Consider the following 16,585-nt stretch of genomic DNA (forward strand, 5'->3'; position numbering starts at 1 on the left):
TAGGGAAAACCAAGCAATTCAGATACTGAATATTTACTCTTATTCGTCCGCTCTTAATTATTAATTATTAATTATTAATTATTAATTAGTATGCTTCTTACCCAATCCTACTCTCCCTAAAACCTACATCCGTTGTGTAGATTGACCTTGAATGGCTTCCTAAGATTTCGACCTGTATTCTTAGGTGTCTTAGAGAGGTTTCCTCGTTCCCTTATTCCTTTATTACGACTGATTTAGTGGGGTAAAATCTCCCGGAGAGTTCTGTATGGTTGCTGATAACCTCTTAGACATGAAATTATCCATAGACCCCCTGACTTTCGTCCTACATTCCATAGCTACCTTTGGAATGGTTTTGGTTAACGAGAGTTTCATTACCTTCCTGTTCGTCCACTTGTCAGCCTTTGCTTGCGGTATCGTTCCTCGGTAACTGGTCCGCATCCCGCTTTTAAGCCAGCTTCGGAGATTGATGTTCAGTCGCTACTCCGTGGCCTATGCTGTCAACCCAACAACAAGGTGGATGGAATTTCACCATCAAGGATATAAGAGTTTTTCACAAGTCGAGGTTGTCCTCCTGTATTGACTTGGAAAGGCCATTTATACCTAGTTCCCTAGTTTAGTGGCCAACGAGTCGCACACCTAAAGTCCAATTAACTAATGTCAGATAATCCATAAAACTACCTAAAAATTAACTTTTGTAAATAAAATCTATATTAAAGTATTGCAAATTATTAAGCCAGAGTAATATTCTCCAAACCTGAAACTCAACCAATATTTTACGGTATGCCAAGGTCTTCATAGCAACGAAACGATGGAAGTACCAAATACTCAAAACAAATATCTTGAAAATTCGATCGGCTTCCAGATGGTAGGGAAAAATTTTGAGTAAATAATAGATTAATATTGAAAATTAAAGGAAATCAATTTTTGTAACAAAGGGTAATAATTTATGACACCTTCCTTATCAAACTTTTTCTTCAGTCTGTTAGCAGGAACTTTAATTGTAGTGATTCCAGCTACAGTCTTTCTGATATTCGTCAGCCAAAAGGACAAAGTTACTCGTTCCTAGAGAAGTAATAGTTGACCAAAAACCTTAAGAAACCTTTTTAAAGTAGGGGCGAACGGCTGTTCGCCCCTACTAATATGCAATTATGTAGCTTTAAAAAGGTAGAAAGCGATAAAATTGTCCAACCCTCACAAACTGAGGTTTTTCTTTGTTAAATTGAGAATGTATTATCCAATAAACATTAAGTGAAATTTCTATATACAAAAAGCTTAAAGCTCTAATACCTATGTTAGGGTAAAGATTTTCAACTCCAACAGCTAACTTATAACTTATTAGGATTAGGACTAACCACAAATCTAATCAAAGTGCTTGAGTCGCGAACATGGTTATTCCAGCCCACTTTTTTTAAAGTAAACGTTATTTAGGTCATAACACCTTGGGATGCGTGGCCAGTCCTGAAGCTCACGTGGCTCGGCATTAAACAGGTAAAGAGATTTGAAAAACCAGTGTGTCAAACTTAAAAAGCCAAAATAACTGGGCGAGGCCAACTTGGCGAGGCCAACTTTACGCATTTTGTGCAGAATGGACGCAACAATGTCCAAATTTTTGCCTAACCAGATTTTTTGAGATAAATATAATCGATCTCAAAAATATCTTATTTATGTAGGAAATAGAGACAATTACTTGTTTTAAGCACATTTTTTCTAAGAGGTTTAGAATGGTAAATTTAGGATTCGGATTTCAGACTCTCATGGGAATAGTTCTGGCCTTGGCCGGAGCTGGTCTCTACTTCCTCCGCACATGGCGTCCGAAGCTAGCCAGAGATCACGATATTTTCTTTGCAGCAATTGGCCTATTATCTGGAGGTATTTTAGTATTTCAGGGTTGGCGACTAGACCCAATTTTAGCTTTTGGTCAGTTCTTATTAACTGGTTCTACTATATTTTTTGCCGCAGAAGCTATAAGTCTCCGAGGACTAACAACTAAGCAAGCGAAGGAACGCACACCTGTTGTAGATGAAGAACGATCAGTCAGTCCCATGTATAGCTATGCAGAAACAGAGTTCGATGAATTAGAGCCTTATGAAGAATATCCTGCTAAACGTCGCATCAGAGGCGCAGAAGATTATCGTTCTTCTAGAGCAGATTATTATGAAGATGACTACCCCCGTCGTCCTCCTAGTCGCAGAAGTAATTATGATCGGCCAGCAGAACCAAGACCAAAGTTACGCAAGCGTGGTAGTCGCTCTGAAGATTACCCAAGGTCATCTGAAGCTTGGGAAAATTCTGTAGAGCAAGAAAATAGGCGACCTCGCTCTCGCAGTCAGGATAACTTTGGTGATGCTAATGGCCAGGAAAATAGACCACCTCGTTATAATAGTCGAGATAGCTGGGAGACTGGAACTGATGAAGAAAGAGTATCCCGCGATCGTAGTAGTCGGCCTGCTCCTATAGCAAGTTATTCAGAAGAAAGACCTCCTAGAACTAGGAAAGTTCGTCCTCCAGAAGGATCATCTCCTGATAGAGAAGTGACCCCTACAGATTATGTAGAGTATACTCCTATGGACTCTGGAGATTTTGATGTGGATCGTTCGACAAATTCTTAATGTTATTAGGAATGAGGCGGGGATAGTTATTTTTATTAAGATGAAAATTCCTAGTTTCCTCATCTCAACGTTGGTAGGAAACCTGCGCTCTCAATCCCCCCTAACCCCCCTTTGAAAGGGGGGAATAAAAGGGGAGCTTTAGGATAATGTTAATATTTAAGATTAGCATAACAAATAAGTAGGTAAGCACAAATCAACCTCACTATTTAACGAAATGTTGATGTAGTCAAAACCCTTGAGATTGCTTCCTTCTACGGAGTGTAAGGCGCAATGACATAGTTATAAATTTTTTCACTTACCTATTTAGGGCTTGCTGATTAATTATGAAAGCATTGATATATAAAGATTTGAAGAATTTTAGATCTGTAAAAAGTGCCTGCTTTTCAGTTAATTTCGCTCAAAAACCTAGTATTTTAGGTTGATTACAGCACCCAAGTCAAGGGACAATTCTGACTCCTACCTACTCTAAGCTCCTATTTTTCCTGACTCCTGACTCCTGACTCCTGACTCCTCCTTCTTACTAAAAGACTTTTTCAGCAAACCCTATTTACTGAGAAATGTCGCTGAGTTATTTAGCTCTAGATTGTGATTTGATCTAGACCTCTCCAGAAAAGAGGAAAAACTTAACTGGGAATAGGGAGAGGGAATTAATAGTTTATTGATAATAATTGATTGTATTTTAGATTTTTGGAGATGTCTTTTAGTTAAAGCTAACAAATAAGGAAAAATTATAGAGAAACCCAGGATAATTAAATATATAGCAGGGAACACAAAACTTGGAACAGTTGGAAAAACATTTCCTACATCTAAGATTTGTCATCAGTAATTGTCAAAGACCAATTCTTTCTTATTTTCTTTTATAGCAAAGAAAAAAAGTAATGGCTATAGTTGAGTTATCTACTAGCAGGCATAAATAATTGCAATACTTGTAAGCACTGGTTTAGTAAGAATATTTTCTACATCCATAAGCATTGGAATTCCAATTTTGTCGATCGCTAAAATTATCAATATTTGATTAGTTTGGTAAATTCTAAATTATTTAGACAAAAGAATTATTCTAAGATTGATTAATAATTAGTTTAGAACAATAATAAAGTTTAATTCAATTATATTGAATTAAAATTGTATTAATTACTAATACCAGGCGTGATAAATTTTTGCTACAAATATTTACCGAATAATTAAGGTTTAAAGCCTCTCCTTTAAAGGAGAAACAAGCGGTCGTTTGCCGAGCAGTCCGTAGGATGGGATGGCGAGGTATCCTCGCCATATCCAATCGACCAAGAGAGAAAAAATTTTCATGATTAGTCAATCCTATCAGTTTCAAGGAGATGTAGTTATTAATAATTAATTATTATATTAATTGTTGAATCCTGCTTAGGAGTCAAGTAGGTTAAATTTAGAATTGGCAACCTACAGTCAGGAGAAATAGAATCTAATTATTTTTTCTTTTTCTATTGAGTCTCTATTTTTATTCAAAGAAAGATTAAAATCAAGTTCATTAAAATCAAGTTCTTTGATGACTCAAGCTTATTTACAATATCATTTTTTTTTCACGTTTGGTATAACTAAAAAATTAGTTATCTAAATTAGATTCCACAAACAACAATGAATGTCAAACTTTTGCAAAAAGCTAGATCAGGAATATTAGTAGTAGGAATAGGATTAGCAGTAAATTTCACTAACTTTTCTGGTGTCAATGCTCAAATAAGACCAGATAAAAATATAAAAATTCGGTACAAAAACCAAAGAGAATCAATACTTGCTCTTAGTCTAGAAGAAAAAACTAATATTCGTGTTTATGAAAGAGCAAATCAAGCTGTAGTCTCCATAGATACAGATAAAACAAACGGTAGTGGTACAATTATATCTCCCGATGGAATGGTATTAACTAATGCTCATGTCGTATCCCAAGGTGGTATAGTACAAATCACTTTAGCAGATGGAAGAAAAGTTAAAGCAGATGTCATAGGTTTTGGTGAACAAGGTTTGGACTTAGCAGTTCTCAAAATTAGAGGAGAAACAAATCTTCCCACGATCAGAATAGCTCGTCCTGGTTATACAAAAGTAGGTCAGCGAGCTTTTGCCATTGGTAATCCTTTTGGTAGATTTCAAGGTACTCTTACTGTAGGAATAGTTAGTCGTATAGATATAGAAAGAGGCTTGATCCAAACAGATGCAGCTATTAATCCTGGTAACTCTGGGGGACCATTATTGAATAGTTCTGGAGAACTCATCGGTGTTAATACTGCTATATTTACTCGTGGTCAATTAGGGGGTAACATTGGTATTGGTTTTGCTATATCTATAGATAGAGTCCCGGAGTTTCTCCAGGCAGTTCGAGAAGGAAGGGCCCCTTTAGTCCCTCAACAACAAATTGGGATGTTTGATGAGGAGGAAGCTGAACAATTAGACCTTAATGCTTTAATAGAATTAAAAGGCAATTTAGATAAAGATTCTAGTGTATTACCTGTAGACAATAGTTACTATGATCTTTACGCTTTTGAAGGTAGAGCAGGTCAAAAAATTTCTATTGATATGAGTAGCAATCAAATAGATTCTTACTTAATTTTATTAAACTCAAACGATCAAGAATTAGCTCAAGATGATGATAGTGGAGGAGAGAAAAATGCCAGAATTATAATTACATTACCAGAGGATGGAACCTATAAGTTATTAGCAAATTCTTATGAAGCTGGAGAGTCAGGAGAGTATAAGTTGAAAATTGAGGCAATTTCACCTAGAATTAGACCTTTCTTTGATAGAGAAAACAGAAACTCTTATTAGATAAGTTGTCTAAGGTTTTCTCTAGTATTGATTTATTGGATGAAAATATCAAATCAAAAAACATAGAGTGGAGATTTGTAAGGATTCAGCCGTCAGCTATTAGCTATTATTTTTGGTATAGGTTTAAAGCTATATTAGTTCGCCTAGAATAAAATCTTACTATAAAAGTTATTAAAATCTATATTCATCTAAAACTACCTCTCATTATTAAAAAGCACGCCTAGCTGACTGCTAATAGCTGAATGCTTACGGAGATTTAGAACTGAAGCAAAAATATAATAGTTCAAAAATGTCAGAATTAACTGATGATAAGTAACTTTGCCATAATAATTGGATTTTATATTTATCTTTAAACCCTGCTCTTAAGGACGGTGTATTTTGGGTTTGAATGCTTGGTATTGAATAACTTTTATTTTTTTGAATGTTATTTTTACGGCTTTTAAGTATTAATATTATGTTCGGTAGAATAATTATAATTAGGCGATTTGTTTTGCTCTAGCAATAATACTAAGTAACGTATTGACTAGAGCAAAACTACAAACAAAAATTTTATTGTAAGTAAGTGTCTGAACATGATATAAGTATAGGTATAGCAAGACTTTTTATAATTGGTATAATTAGGGCTTGCTGATTAAATCTCAAAGCATTGACAGATAAAGGTTTTCGCCTGTAATGGTCTTTGAAAAGTACAAGGTTTTTGTTGTAGGCAGCTCAAAAAGTTAGGATTTTGGACTGACAAGGGCCGAAAAATCAAGGGATAATTCTTCCTACTGTCTCCTCTAAATTCCCCATTTCCCATTCCCCATTCCTCCTGACTCCTGACTCCTACCTCTACCAAAAAAACTTTTTCAGCAAACCCTAATTACTGATCGAATCCACCCTAAACTTTTTGTAGTTAATAATTATTTGTGATTATTTCCCACTATGCTAGTTGGAGAGTTTAAGTAATATATTTGAGGTGATTAATGGGTAACGTAAAATTTTGGGCGATCGCTCCTTTTGGTATATTAACTATTCTGGGAAAACCTTTAGTTCCCCCTGTATTTGCACTTCATCAGGTGGTTGTTAATTCTAGCTATATAGATGAAACTTCAACGAAGTCTGAAATTTTAGTCCAGGATACTTCATCTCCAGAAGCAACCCCAATACCAGAAACTACTCCGACTCCAGAAGCAACTCCACTACTAGAAACTGCTCCGACTCCAGAGGAGAGTCCATCACCAGAAATTACTCCGACTCCAGAAGTAAACCCACTACTAGAAAGACTACGAGAAACTACTCCAACTCCAGAGGAGAGTCCATCACCAGAAATTACTCCGACTCCAGAAGTAAACCCACTATTAGAAACTGCTCCGACTCGAGAAGAAAGTCTACCACCAGAAATTATTCCCCCTACTCAAGAACAAAGAGTGATATTAGAGCAAGAGGGAACACTTAGTGATGATGACTTAGTTCTCCCATCCGATGAAAGTATTTATGATGAACATACTTTTGAAGGTACAGAAAGTCAGGTAGTAAGTATAACCCTTGAAAGTTCTGATTTTGATACTTATTTAGCAGTATTTAGTCCCACTAATGAACTACTTGGAGAACATGATGATATTAATAAGAAAAATACAAACTCTCAACTAACAATTACTTTACCTGTTACAGGTAAATACCGTGTGATAGTGAATTCTTACGATAAAACAGGTAGGGGTGAGTATAATCTACAAGTAATTCAATCAGGGCAAATATCAGATTTTTGACATTCTTCCAACGGTTTATCCTAATATAGGATCGCCCAATTTATGAATTTTTGGTTTCTGCTGCCTATTTCAAAGGAGTCACTTCAATTATTAGTTATTCAGTTATCAATTATCAGGGTAGACTACTGAAGCATCTGACTTGAAATCCTGAAGTTTATTATTTTTATTCCCTATCCAAATTGAGGTTATATATCAATCCTAAATGATTTGTGAAAAAAAACTGTAGGGGTTTAGTCTCTAAATCCGATTTATGCTTGGGTTTGGAGACCAAACCCCTACAATAAAATTATACAATTCAATTTAGGATTGCTATAGATTGATTATTCTGTCAGGAGTTGGAGGAATTATAGAGGAGGTAGTCGGAAGAATTTTCCCTTGATTTTTCTGCCTTAGCTATTAGGGATTAAAAATCAAAGAAATAATACAAATAAAATTTGATATTTCTAGCGCAAACCTAACCAAGAAAATAAATCTTGATTGGTAAATATTTCCAGTAATAATAAGATGAGGAATCCTACCATAGCAAATCTACCATTGATTCTTTCCGCATAAGTATTCCAACCAAAAGCAGGTTCGGGTTGCTTGGCAGTTGTAGCTTTTTTGGTAGGTTCTGATGTAGATGAAGAAGTAAAATTTTCTGACATAATTATCGAGCGAGTTTTATTGATATAGTATTTTTAAAATTAGGTGAGATAGACAAGTTTTATATTGTCGATTTTCGGGAATAGGGAATCAATAATTAGGAATCGGCAACAGGGAAAATACTCTAATTAATTAGAATAATAACTACTATAGAACCAATTTTGACTAGGGTCATTTCATTCTATATTTTAGCAATGAATTTATTAATTTTCAGACAGGGAAATATAAGTTTCTTCACGCTTGAAATAACGTGTTTTTGTCAATACATAAAATGGCACAGTTTAGAATGAAATAGCCCTGATTTTGGCAGTCTTTAAGTTTAACATCTTCCCAACCCTACTCTGATCGAATAATTAAGGTTTAAAGCATCTCCTTTAAAGGAGAAACAATAAAAAATTTTCATGATTAGTCAATCCTATCCGTTTTCAAGGAGAAGTAATAATTAATAATAATTAATTATTAATTGTTGAAGAGGCAGCTATATTGTCAAACTGCAATATTTATTGATTTTGAGCCATACCCTCAATGTCCCCCTTGCAAAGCTATACTTTATCAACATCTCTACTTAACATCAAGCTTGACAAAATCGACAAGTTATCTGTGAGTCTTTGAGAAGTTTTTTCCTCCGAAAAATGTATTGAAAAAAATATTTTTTGGGAAGCTACAGACAAGATTCTTGCTGCCCAAACTCCCCAAACTCCCCACCCTCTCCACAGGGTTTTCAAGATTTCCTGATTGGTTTTCAATTGGGGGAATAGAGAGCGCGGGTTTTCAAGAAACGTATAGTTTCTATAGAAATGGGATAAAAGTTATTACTTTACCACAGTGGATTTATTATCTAAGCTTTTTACTGATTCAATCAGCGCTCGGACAGTTTCAGTTCCTTCAGAAGGTTCAAAAGTCAAAGGAAACTTGCCCCTGGCCAACATCCTTAATCCCAAAGGACCTAAACTATATAACCCTTGAATATCTCTCAAATAGTTACCAACTACTTGAATACCAAATTTTCGTTCATCAATCCAACCTCCATCCTTAACCAAATCAATTAATACTTTTCGGTGGCGAATAGAACGACTGGCCTGTTCGTCTTTACGAACAAGAACTTCTTGTTTAATCTTACCTATTTGATCCATAGGTGAAACTTCCATCGGGCAAACAGAATTACAATAATAGCAACGGGTACAACCCCAAACTCCAGCAGTATCAAGATTATATTTTTCTAATCTTTTCTCTGTTTGATCGTCCCGCGAATCAGCTACCATTCTGTAAGCTTTAGCTAAAGCGTGTGGCCCAACAAAATCTGGATTAACTTCATAAGCATTACATTCAGAATAACAGGCTCCACAGAGAATACAATTACCTGTTTGATTTAGTTTATTTCGTTCAGCAGGAGTCTGTAAAAATTCCTTTTCTGGAATTTTTCGTGCTTTTGTACTTACATAAGGTTCAACTGCTTCTAGATTTTGCCAAAAGCTTTTCATATCTACTACTAAATCTTTAATTACTGGCATATTTCCCATAGGAGAAATAGTTATTTCGGGAATAGATTCAGCAGTAGTATTAGTGGCAGAATTATCATAATTATTAGTAGCTATTTTTTCTAATCTAGCTAACTCATTGCCAATATTTTCTTTGCAAGCTAAAGCTGAACGGCCATTGATTCGCATTCCACAACTACCACAGATAGTATTTCGGCAGTTTTTCCGAAAAGCTAAAGTTCCATCTTGCTCCCACTTAATCCTGTTGAGGCAATCTAAAATTGTGTTGCCTGGTTCAACTTCTAGGGTATAAGTTTGAAGTTTCGGTTGAGTATTTTGATTTTGTCGAACAATATTAAATTTAACTTTCATAGGTGATAATTTTCGAGAAATTTTCTATTAGTTTGGTTGATTTTTTTTCTAGATTTAAGAAGGAAAAAATCTTGAGTTATTTAGATGTAGGGTGGGGAGGGTAAGGCGGAAATAATCTCACAATATAAAGTCATATTTCTCTGGCCGCCGTAACCCACCGAATACTAGACATTTGAGACATTTATTTAGATTTATTTACAGATACCTTCTAAGCAGGAATAAATCTTGAGTTATCTAACAGAGAAGGGAAAAGATTATGGGAATAGCTAACAACAACCCCCTGTACTTCTACAAACCTTAATAATCTTGTATATACCATTTCTCCAAAACTTTTATACCTGTATTTTGAGCAGGAAAATAGTTAGGGAGGTTCCATAACAAAAATCCGTTTTCGTATAGGGAATGCTCCTATTCCATGTCGCTCTCGCTCGTAGGGGCGAATGACATTCGTCCTTAGATGTCGCTCTTAGCCGTTAACGGATTTATGCGAAGCGCAAAAACGTCCTTACGGAGAAGTCAACATAAGAATAATTAACATTAACTGGTGAATAATTAGAAAATAAGTTATTTTCCCTCTGTTCATAACTTGATAACTGAAGTTTCAGCTAAGTATAGCATTAATGAATGGGAATTGAGATAATTGATATTAAACCAATAATGAAATTAATAATTAGGATTAGCCTAGATACTAGGCATAATTAACTTCCTATTATTTAATTTTTACTCCTTGATGGAATTAACTACACTGGGAAATTAAATGTGGAAATAATTTTGCATTACTACTTATTAGTTTTGGGGTTTTTCTGTTGTTGACTTACCTTCCGATATGTTTTAGGGAATAAAGTCAAACCAATTCAAAATTCAAAATTATTGATTCAAAACTATAACCTTTGCCTCAAGTCAGAGGCTTGAAATAAGGAAAATATTTTTAATTTTTTAGTTCTGAATAACAAGGCTTGAATCCTTAATTAAACAATTATTGAAATTCACTTATAACAAAAATTTTTGAACGCGTGAATGCGCGAATTTTGAATTCAAAAAATGGTCATCGCAACTATGGGTAGGAAGGAATAGTAATTACTTGCTGAATTAACTTTTTCTTGAAAAATTACTACTTGTCTACTACTAGCAAATTAAAAATAGTAATTTATAATATAAAAAAGTGGGCGTTGCTGAATGATTGTATGATTTTTAGTAGGGGCGATTTCGTTCCGAATGCTGTCGCTTTCCGCGTAATTAGGAGCATGACAAACGGAAATCGCCCGTATAGTAGTCAGTAGTAAAAATAGCTTTTTTCTTTACTATCAATCTTACTCCGATAAGAATTTCATACCTTATTTCAGCAGTGCCAAAAAGTGAATAAAGCAGTTAAATATTCTGCTAGTCAAAGCAAATAATTAAAGTCGAGCATCAAAACATAATGAGTGATGATCTTATACCCCAACCGCCAAAAGCTCCTCTATCCCGTCGTGCAGCAGCATTCAGTATAGATGCTGGAGTAATTTGGTTTCTGTGTGCCATAATTAGCTATGATTGGTTCACCTTTACTTTATTTTTTGTGATACTTTGGACAGGTATACGAGTGTTCATGGTCTATAAAAACCAAGGTCAGAGTATAGGGCATTTTGCTCTAGATATGAAAGTTTTAGATACCAGATACCAAAGAACTCCTGATATCCTAGAATTATCAAAGCGAGAAGGAATTTTAGCATTAGCTGGGGCATTGGCCATGCTAGGCGTCAGTAATTTAACATCAGGAAATGCTGCTGTTTTATTACTAATAATGCCCTTATTCCTAGATTTTACAGTAGCTTTGGTAGATATTGAAAGGTATCAGCAAGCTTTCCATGACAGAATATCCAAAACTATAGTAGTGGGAACTATGCGTGGTTACTCCTTAGATATTAAGCTTAAGTGGTTACTTGACGAAGCCAAGCGTTATATGAGAAAATAATAATTTGTGTTTAACATTAACGGAAAGTGAAAGATGGCTAAAGGAGTAAGAATTATTATTACACTAGAGTGTACAGAGTGTAGAACTAATTCTGATAAACGTTCACAAGGTGTTTCTAGGTACACAAGCACTAAAAACCGTAGGAATACAACAGCAAGATTAGAGTTGAAGAAATTCTGTACTCACTGTAATAAACATACAGTTCACAAAGAAATTAAGTAAAAATTCAGTGAGTATTAAATACATTACATTAATTAAGTAAGTAGCTTAAACGTCAACAAAAATAACTAACAAATAACTAGCAATGCCAAATTACTATCGGAAAAGAGTATCACCAATTAAACCAGGAGAACCTATCGACTATAAAGATGTCGAATTACTGAAGAAATATATTACAGAAAGAGGAAAGATTCTGCCAAGAAGAATTACAGGTTTAACATCTAAACAGCAAAGAGATTTGACAAAAAGCATCAAAAGAGCAAGATTAGTAGCATTGTTGCCTTACGTTAATAAAGAGAGCTGAAGCTAGTGCCGCTACGCGGAATTCAAAATTAAAAATTTATTGCTTAGTAAGGCTTAAGGCAAGCATATAACTGGTCAGTTATTTCTGCCATCCTGCACTAGGGGGATGTCATTTCAGTTATCAATTATCAGTACCTCCGACTAAAGTATTGGGATTGAAATACTGAATTAAATATTTTTTTATCCCCTTAAAAAGGGAGGCTTCAGACCTAATTTTTGGGTAAAATTTGAGATGTTGGGAAATGAGAAAATTTTCATATATCAAACCTAACTTTATCGCTCAAAAAATCTCCCGTTAAACTAAAAATTTAATGGGCAGGTAATTGACTTTAAATGAATAAGCTACTTAGCATAAATAATGTTGGTTCAATTCAAAACTCTGAGTTAACCTGTAAAAAGGTAAAACTAGAATTGGGCATCTTTTTGAGTAAAGGTATTTCTAATACAAAAGTGGTGGGTCTCATATATGCTATATGTGGAGGCTTATGAGGTGGGTGAGTAGTTGAAATACAGAGCTGCTATCTTAATAAATTTAGAGAACTACCGCTATAATCCTAGAAGGTTAACCGTGGATCAATGTTAGAGTATTAATTTGAGAGATGCGGTCGGGCAAGACCCTCAATGCCTGTGGATGAGTAACCGCCGACGGCCTCAGTTGAAACAGGAAGTAAACAGTAAAATGTGATGTTATGACGTTTTATGTCGGTTTTATGAAGCAGAAAAAACCATGACCAAAAAATCAGGTCTCAACCCTCCCCTTTAAAGGGGATGAACAAAATATTCGGTTCAATATTTCAAGCCTCTGACTTTCCTGCGGAATGCTGCGCAAACAGACAGAGAGAGGTACTGATAACTGATAACTGAAATGACCCAGACCAAGGTAAAAAATTTACATAAATCATAGGATAAAGTGGAGAAGGGAAAACTAATAGAATTTAGACTGCACGGAGAGCGGCGACTAGCTGTGGCAGAACGTCCTGACGGTAAAAAAAACTGGGTCATGGTAGAAGCAAATGGTAAGTCTAATAGTATACCCCCAAAGCAAATAAGTTATGAAGTAGCAGGAGAAAGTTACAAATCATCAGAAATACCCAAATTTCTTCAGGAAGTAGAAACTTATCTAGACCCTTCTAGTTTAGAAGTAGCATGGGAACTGCTAGTAGAAGAAGCAGAAACAGTAAATCCAGAAGAAATGGCACTATTGCTATTTTCAGAACAAACACCTTGTCAATGTTACGCAGCCCATATATTATTATCAGATGATAAACTCTACTTTAAGCAAAAAGGCGATCGCTACGAACCCCGCCCCGTAGCTCAAGTAGCAGAAATTAAACATCAACAAGAAGTAGAAAAGCAACGAAAAGAAGAACTAGAAAACTTTTTACTGCGAGTCCATAACCGACTGGCAGGACAAGAGGTAGAATGGGAACAAAGTGATTATAATCGCCTAGATGCCATAGAAAAATTTGCGACTCACGGAGAAGAAAGCTCCCATCGGAGTCAGGCCATGGAGACCTTGGCTATATTAGAATTACCACAAACTCTAGAAGCAGCATTTAAACTATTAGTGGATATAGGTATATGGAGCGAGCATGAAAATCTACATTTGCGACGTAGCCAGATCCCAACATATTTTTCTACCAAGGTACTAGAAGTGGCCAAAAGCTGCCTGCAATCCCTCCCACCAGATCCAGACACAAACCGTTTGGACTTGACCCATCTCAAGGTCTATACTATTGATGATGAAAGCACTAAAGAAATAGATGATGGTCTGAGTATAGAATATTTAGAAGACGACCGACAACGGATATGGGTACATATTGCTGACCCGACTCGTCTACTTACTCCTGGTGATGAGTTGGACCTAGAGGCCAGACGTAGGACTACTACTTTATATTTGCCTACTGGTATGATTCCCATGTTCCCTTCAGAGTTGGCAACAGGGCCAATGAGTCTAATTCAGGGACAAAATTGCAGTGCTTTGAGTTTTGGGATTCTTTTAGATGAAACTGGGGCAGTTATAGATTACACAATTCATGCGAGCTTAATCAAGCCAACTTACCGCTTGACTTATGATGATGTGGATGAAATGCTACAGTTGAAGATTAAGCCAGAACCAGAAATTCATGCTCTGAATGATTGGGCAAAACAAAGATTTAAGTGGCGACAGTCTCAAGGTTCGATTAGTATTTATATGCCAGAGTCGGTAATTAAAGTTAAAAATGAAGGTGAAGAAATTACGGTAGAGGTGTTGGATGATTCACCATCAAGACAGTTAGTGGCGGAGATGATGATTTTGGCAGGGGAAGTGGGGGCAAAATATGGTCAAGAACATAATCTTCCTCTACCTTACCGCAGTCAACCTCAACCGGAGTTGCCACCAGAGGCAGAATTAATGTTGTTGCCAGCGGGACCGGTTCGTTCTACAGCTATGCGTCGATGTATGCCGAAAAGTGAAATGGGTACTATTCCTGCTCGTCACGCAAGTTTGGCTTTGGAAACTTATGTTCAGGTGACTTCTCCGATTCGGCGTTATAGCGATCTATTGGCGCATTTTCAGATTAAAGCTCATTTGCGGGGAGATCCGTTACCTTTTACTCAAGAACAGATGCAAGAAATGGTGATGAGTTTGGTTCCAGCGGTGAAGGAAGCTTCTAGTGTGGAAAGGTTTACTAATCGTTATTGGGGTTTGGAATATTTACGGCGCAACTCGGATGAGGTTTGGCAAGCTTTGATAATTCGATGGTTGAAAGAGGAAATTAATTTAGGGTTAGTGTTGTTGGAAGAGTTGGGGTTAGAGTTGGCGATGCGGTTTGGTAGATCGGTTGAAGTCGGCGATCGCTTAGAGGTGAAGGTTGCTCATGCTGATCCTCGTAAGGATGAGATTATATTCCAAGAAATTATTACGAGTGTAGCGGAAACAGCTAGTAATTAAGCAAGTAAAAAGTTAAAAGTAAAAATTTCACTGGATTTGGTTTCATAGTAACTTCGGTGACGACTTAGCTATTTGTTATCCCAATTTCCGCAAAGAAACCCGGTTTCTAGGATAAATTGTTGTTTTTGACAATAAACATCTACGAGAAACCGGGTTTCTGGGTTTGCCTGGGTAAGTCCTGTATTTGTTATCCCAATTTCAAAGAAGGTATCTTACAGCACTTTTCAGATTGATGAACCACATATTCACATTTCAAACCTAGTAGGGACGTTCCATGGAACGTCCTTACTGTGGTTTACTGAAATGAAAACCGCTGTAATTTCTAAGAACCCTACTGCTTCATAAAACCGATATAAAACGTCATAAAATGCTGACTTCTACCTCCTCTAAAATTCCCATTTCTCCTGACGTCTGACTCCTGACTCCTGACTCCTCCCCTCACTCATAAGACTTTTTCTGCAAACCCTAGATATAGCGGTTATGTGTAAGTCCTGAGGATTTCAGAGTTAATTTTTACCTAGGACTTGCTGATTAAATATCAAAGCATTTACATATAAAGGTTTTAGCCATTTTAATATCATGTTCGGTTGAATACTTATAAATAATTATCAAGGAGTCAGGAGTCAGAATTTCTGGAGAAAGGAGTCAGAATTTCTGGAGAAAGGAGTCAGGAGAAAAGTAGAAGTATAATATCTTTTCCCTACTCTCATACCATTTCGACCTGATGTTGCGCTTAATATAAAAATGAGAATAGTCAGTGTAATAAGGTCTGAGCAAAAATTATTACAGCGCTTTTCAGTTGAGTAGACCACTAAATTCATTGTTAGGAGTCAGGAGTCAGGAGTCAGGAGTCAGGAGTTAGGAGTTAGGAGTCAGGAGTCAAGAGTTAGGAGTGAAGAGTCAGTATCATTGTGGTTTATTCATATGAAAACCGCTGTAAGCGCATTGTTACAGAGAAATGGTATCAGAGCTAAAATTTTATTTATAGCTGAGAAAGAGTTGCTTAGGACATGGACTGATGATGAACCTTAGACTGGGAAATGTTTTTCTAACTGTTCCCTGTTCCCTGTTCCCTGTTCCCTGCTATATAACTGATTATCTGAACATGATATACAGCGGTTTTCATTTCGGTAGACCACAGTAGGGGCGAGCAAGCGAATCGCCCCTACAGGGTTTTGGTTATGACGATGTGGTTTATTCATCTGAAAAGCGCTGTAAGTCGTGAAAAAGTACCAGTTTTTCGGTTGATAGAGCTGCATAAAGTGAGGACTTTGGGGCAGAGCGAGGCAGAAAAATCAAGGAAAAATTATTTCTCCCACCCTCCCCACACTTCCCACCCTCCCCACACTTCCCACCCTCCCCACACTTCCCACACTTCCCACACTTCCCACACTTCCCACCCTCCCCACACTTCCCACACTTCCCACACTTCCCACACTTCCCACACTTCCCACACTTCCCACCCTCCCCACACTTCCCACACTTCCCACACTTCCCACCCTCCCCAAACTTCCCACACTTCCCACCCTTCCCACACA

The 16,585-nt window shown here is 36.5% G+C and carries 12 protein-coding genes; 8 read left to right on the forward strand and 4 right to left on the reverse strand.

Annotated features, from left to right (window positions below; genetic code table 11):
• Window positions 1-946: 946 nt before the first annotated feature.
• The 4 genes from psbX to F6K40_RS31370 all read left to right on the forward strand — a co-directional run bounded on the left by psbX (window position 947) and on the right by F6K40_RS31370 (window position 7,144).
• Window positions 947-1,066 carry a photosystem II reaction center X protein gene (psbX, locus tag F6K40_RS31355; RefSeq protein ID WP_293141669.1) on the forward strand — a complete coding sequence of 40 codons (120 nt, stop codon included), beginning with the start codon at window positions 947-949 and terminating at the stop codon, window positions 1,064-1,066.
• Window positions 1,067-1,721: 655 nt separating this feature from the next.
• Complete coding sequence (locus tag F6K40_RS31360) at window positions 1,722-2,609, forward strand: Ycf66 family protein (RefSeq protein WP_293141671.1); 888 nt, start codon at window positions 1,722-1,724, stop codon at window positions 2,607-2,609.
• 1,608 nt (window positions 2,610-4,217) lie between these two features.
• Window positions 4,218-5,396 (forward strand): trypsin-like peptidase domain-containing protein, encoded by a 1,179-nt coding sequence (locus F6K40_RS31365; protein ID WP_293141673.1) that lies wholly within the window; start codon window positions 4,218-4,220, stop codon window positions 5,394-5,396.
• A 965-nt stretch (window positions 5,397-6,361) separates the two neighbouring features.
• A complete protein-coding gene (locus F6K40_RS31370) occupies window positions 6,362-7,144 on the forward strand; it encodes a PPC domain-containing protein (protein WP_293141675.1) in 783 nt (260 codons plus the stop codon).
• 443 nt (window positions 7,145-7,587) lie between these two features.
• Here the strand turns inward: F6K40_RS31370 and F6K40_RS31375 are convergent, their stop codons facing one another.
• The 3 genes from F6K40_RS31375 to F6K40_RS31385 form a co-directional block, all read right to left on the reverse strand.
• A complete protein-coding gene (locus tag F6K40_RS31375; RefSeq protein WP_293141677.1) occupies window positions 7,588-7,788 on the reverse strand; it encodes a chlorophyll a-b binding domain-containing protein in 201 nt (66 codons plus the stop codon).
• A gap of 540 nt (window positions 7,789-8,328) precedes the next feature.
• Window positions 8,329-8,511 (reverse strand): hypothetical protein, encoded by a 183-nt coding sequence (locus tag F6K40_RS31380; RefSeq protein ID WP_293141679.1) that lies wholly within the window; start codon window positions 8,509-8,511, stop codon window positions 8,329-8,331.
• Window positions 8,512-8,598: 87 nt separating this feature from the next.
• The gene (locus F6K40_RS31385) at window positions 8,599-9,636 is read right to left on the reverse strand and encodes a succinate dehydrogenase/fumarate reductase iron-sulfur subunit (protein WP_293141681.1); all 1,038 of its coding nucleotides are present in this window, start codon (window positions 9,634-9,636) and stop codon (window positions 8,599-8,601) included.
• Between the two features lie 1,420 nt (window positions 9,637-11,056).
• On the opposite strand from F6K40_RS31385, the gene F6K40_RS31390 reads away from it, so the two are divergent.
• The 4 genes from F6K40_RS31390 to F6K40_RS31405 all read left to right on the forward strand — a co-directional run bounded on the left by F6K40_RS31390 (window position 11,057) and on the right by F6K40_RS31405 (window position 15,047).
• On the forward strand, window positions 11,057-11,590 hold the full coding sequence (locus F6K40_RS31390; RefSeq protein WP_293141682.1) for an RDD family protein: 534 nt from the start codon (window positions 11,057-11,059) through the stop codon (window positions 11,588-11,590).
• Window positions 11,591-11,623: 33 nt separating this feature from the next.
• Window positions 11,624-11,812, forward strand: coding sequence for a 50S ribosomal protein L33 (gene rpmG / locus F6K40_RS31395; protein ID WP_094672223.1), 189 nt, complete (start codon window positions 11,624-11,626; stop codon window positions 11,810-11,812).
• Between the two features lie 82 nt (window positions 11,813-11,894).
• Window positions 11,895-12,113, forward strand: coding sequence for a 30S ribosomal protein S18 (rpsR, locus tag F6K40_RS31400; RefSeq protein WP_293141685.1), 219 nt, complete (start codon window positions 11,895-11,897; stop codon window positions 12,111-12,113).
• Window positions 12,114-13,022: 909 nt separating this feature from the next.
• A complete protein-coding gene (locus tag F6K40_RS31405; RefSeq protein ID WP_293141687.1) occupies window positions 13,023-15,047 on the forward strand; it encodes a ribonuclease catalytic domain-containing protein in 2,025 nt (674 codons plus the stop codon).
• Window positions 15,048-16,342: 1,295 nt separating this feature from the next.
• Here the strand turns inward: F6K40_RS31405 and F6K40_RS31410 are convergent.
• On the reverse strand, window positions 16,343-16,582 hold the full coding sequence (locus F6K40_RS31410; protein WP_293141689.1) for a hypothetical protein: 240 nt from the start codon (window positions 16,580-16,582) through the stop codon (window positions 16,343-16,345).
• Between the last annotated feature and the right edge of the window lie 3 nt (window positions 16,583-16,585).

The sequence above is a fragment of the Okeania sp. SIO3I5 genome (assembly GCF_010672085.1).
GTDB lineage: Bacteria > Cyanobacteriota > Cyanobacteriia > Cyanobacteriales > Microcoleaceae > Trichodesmium.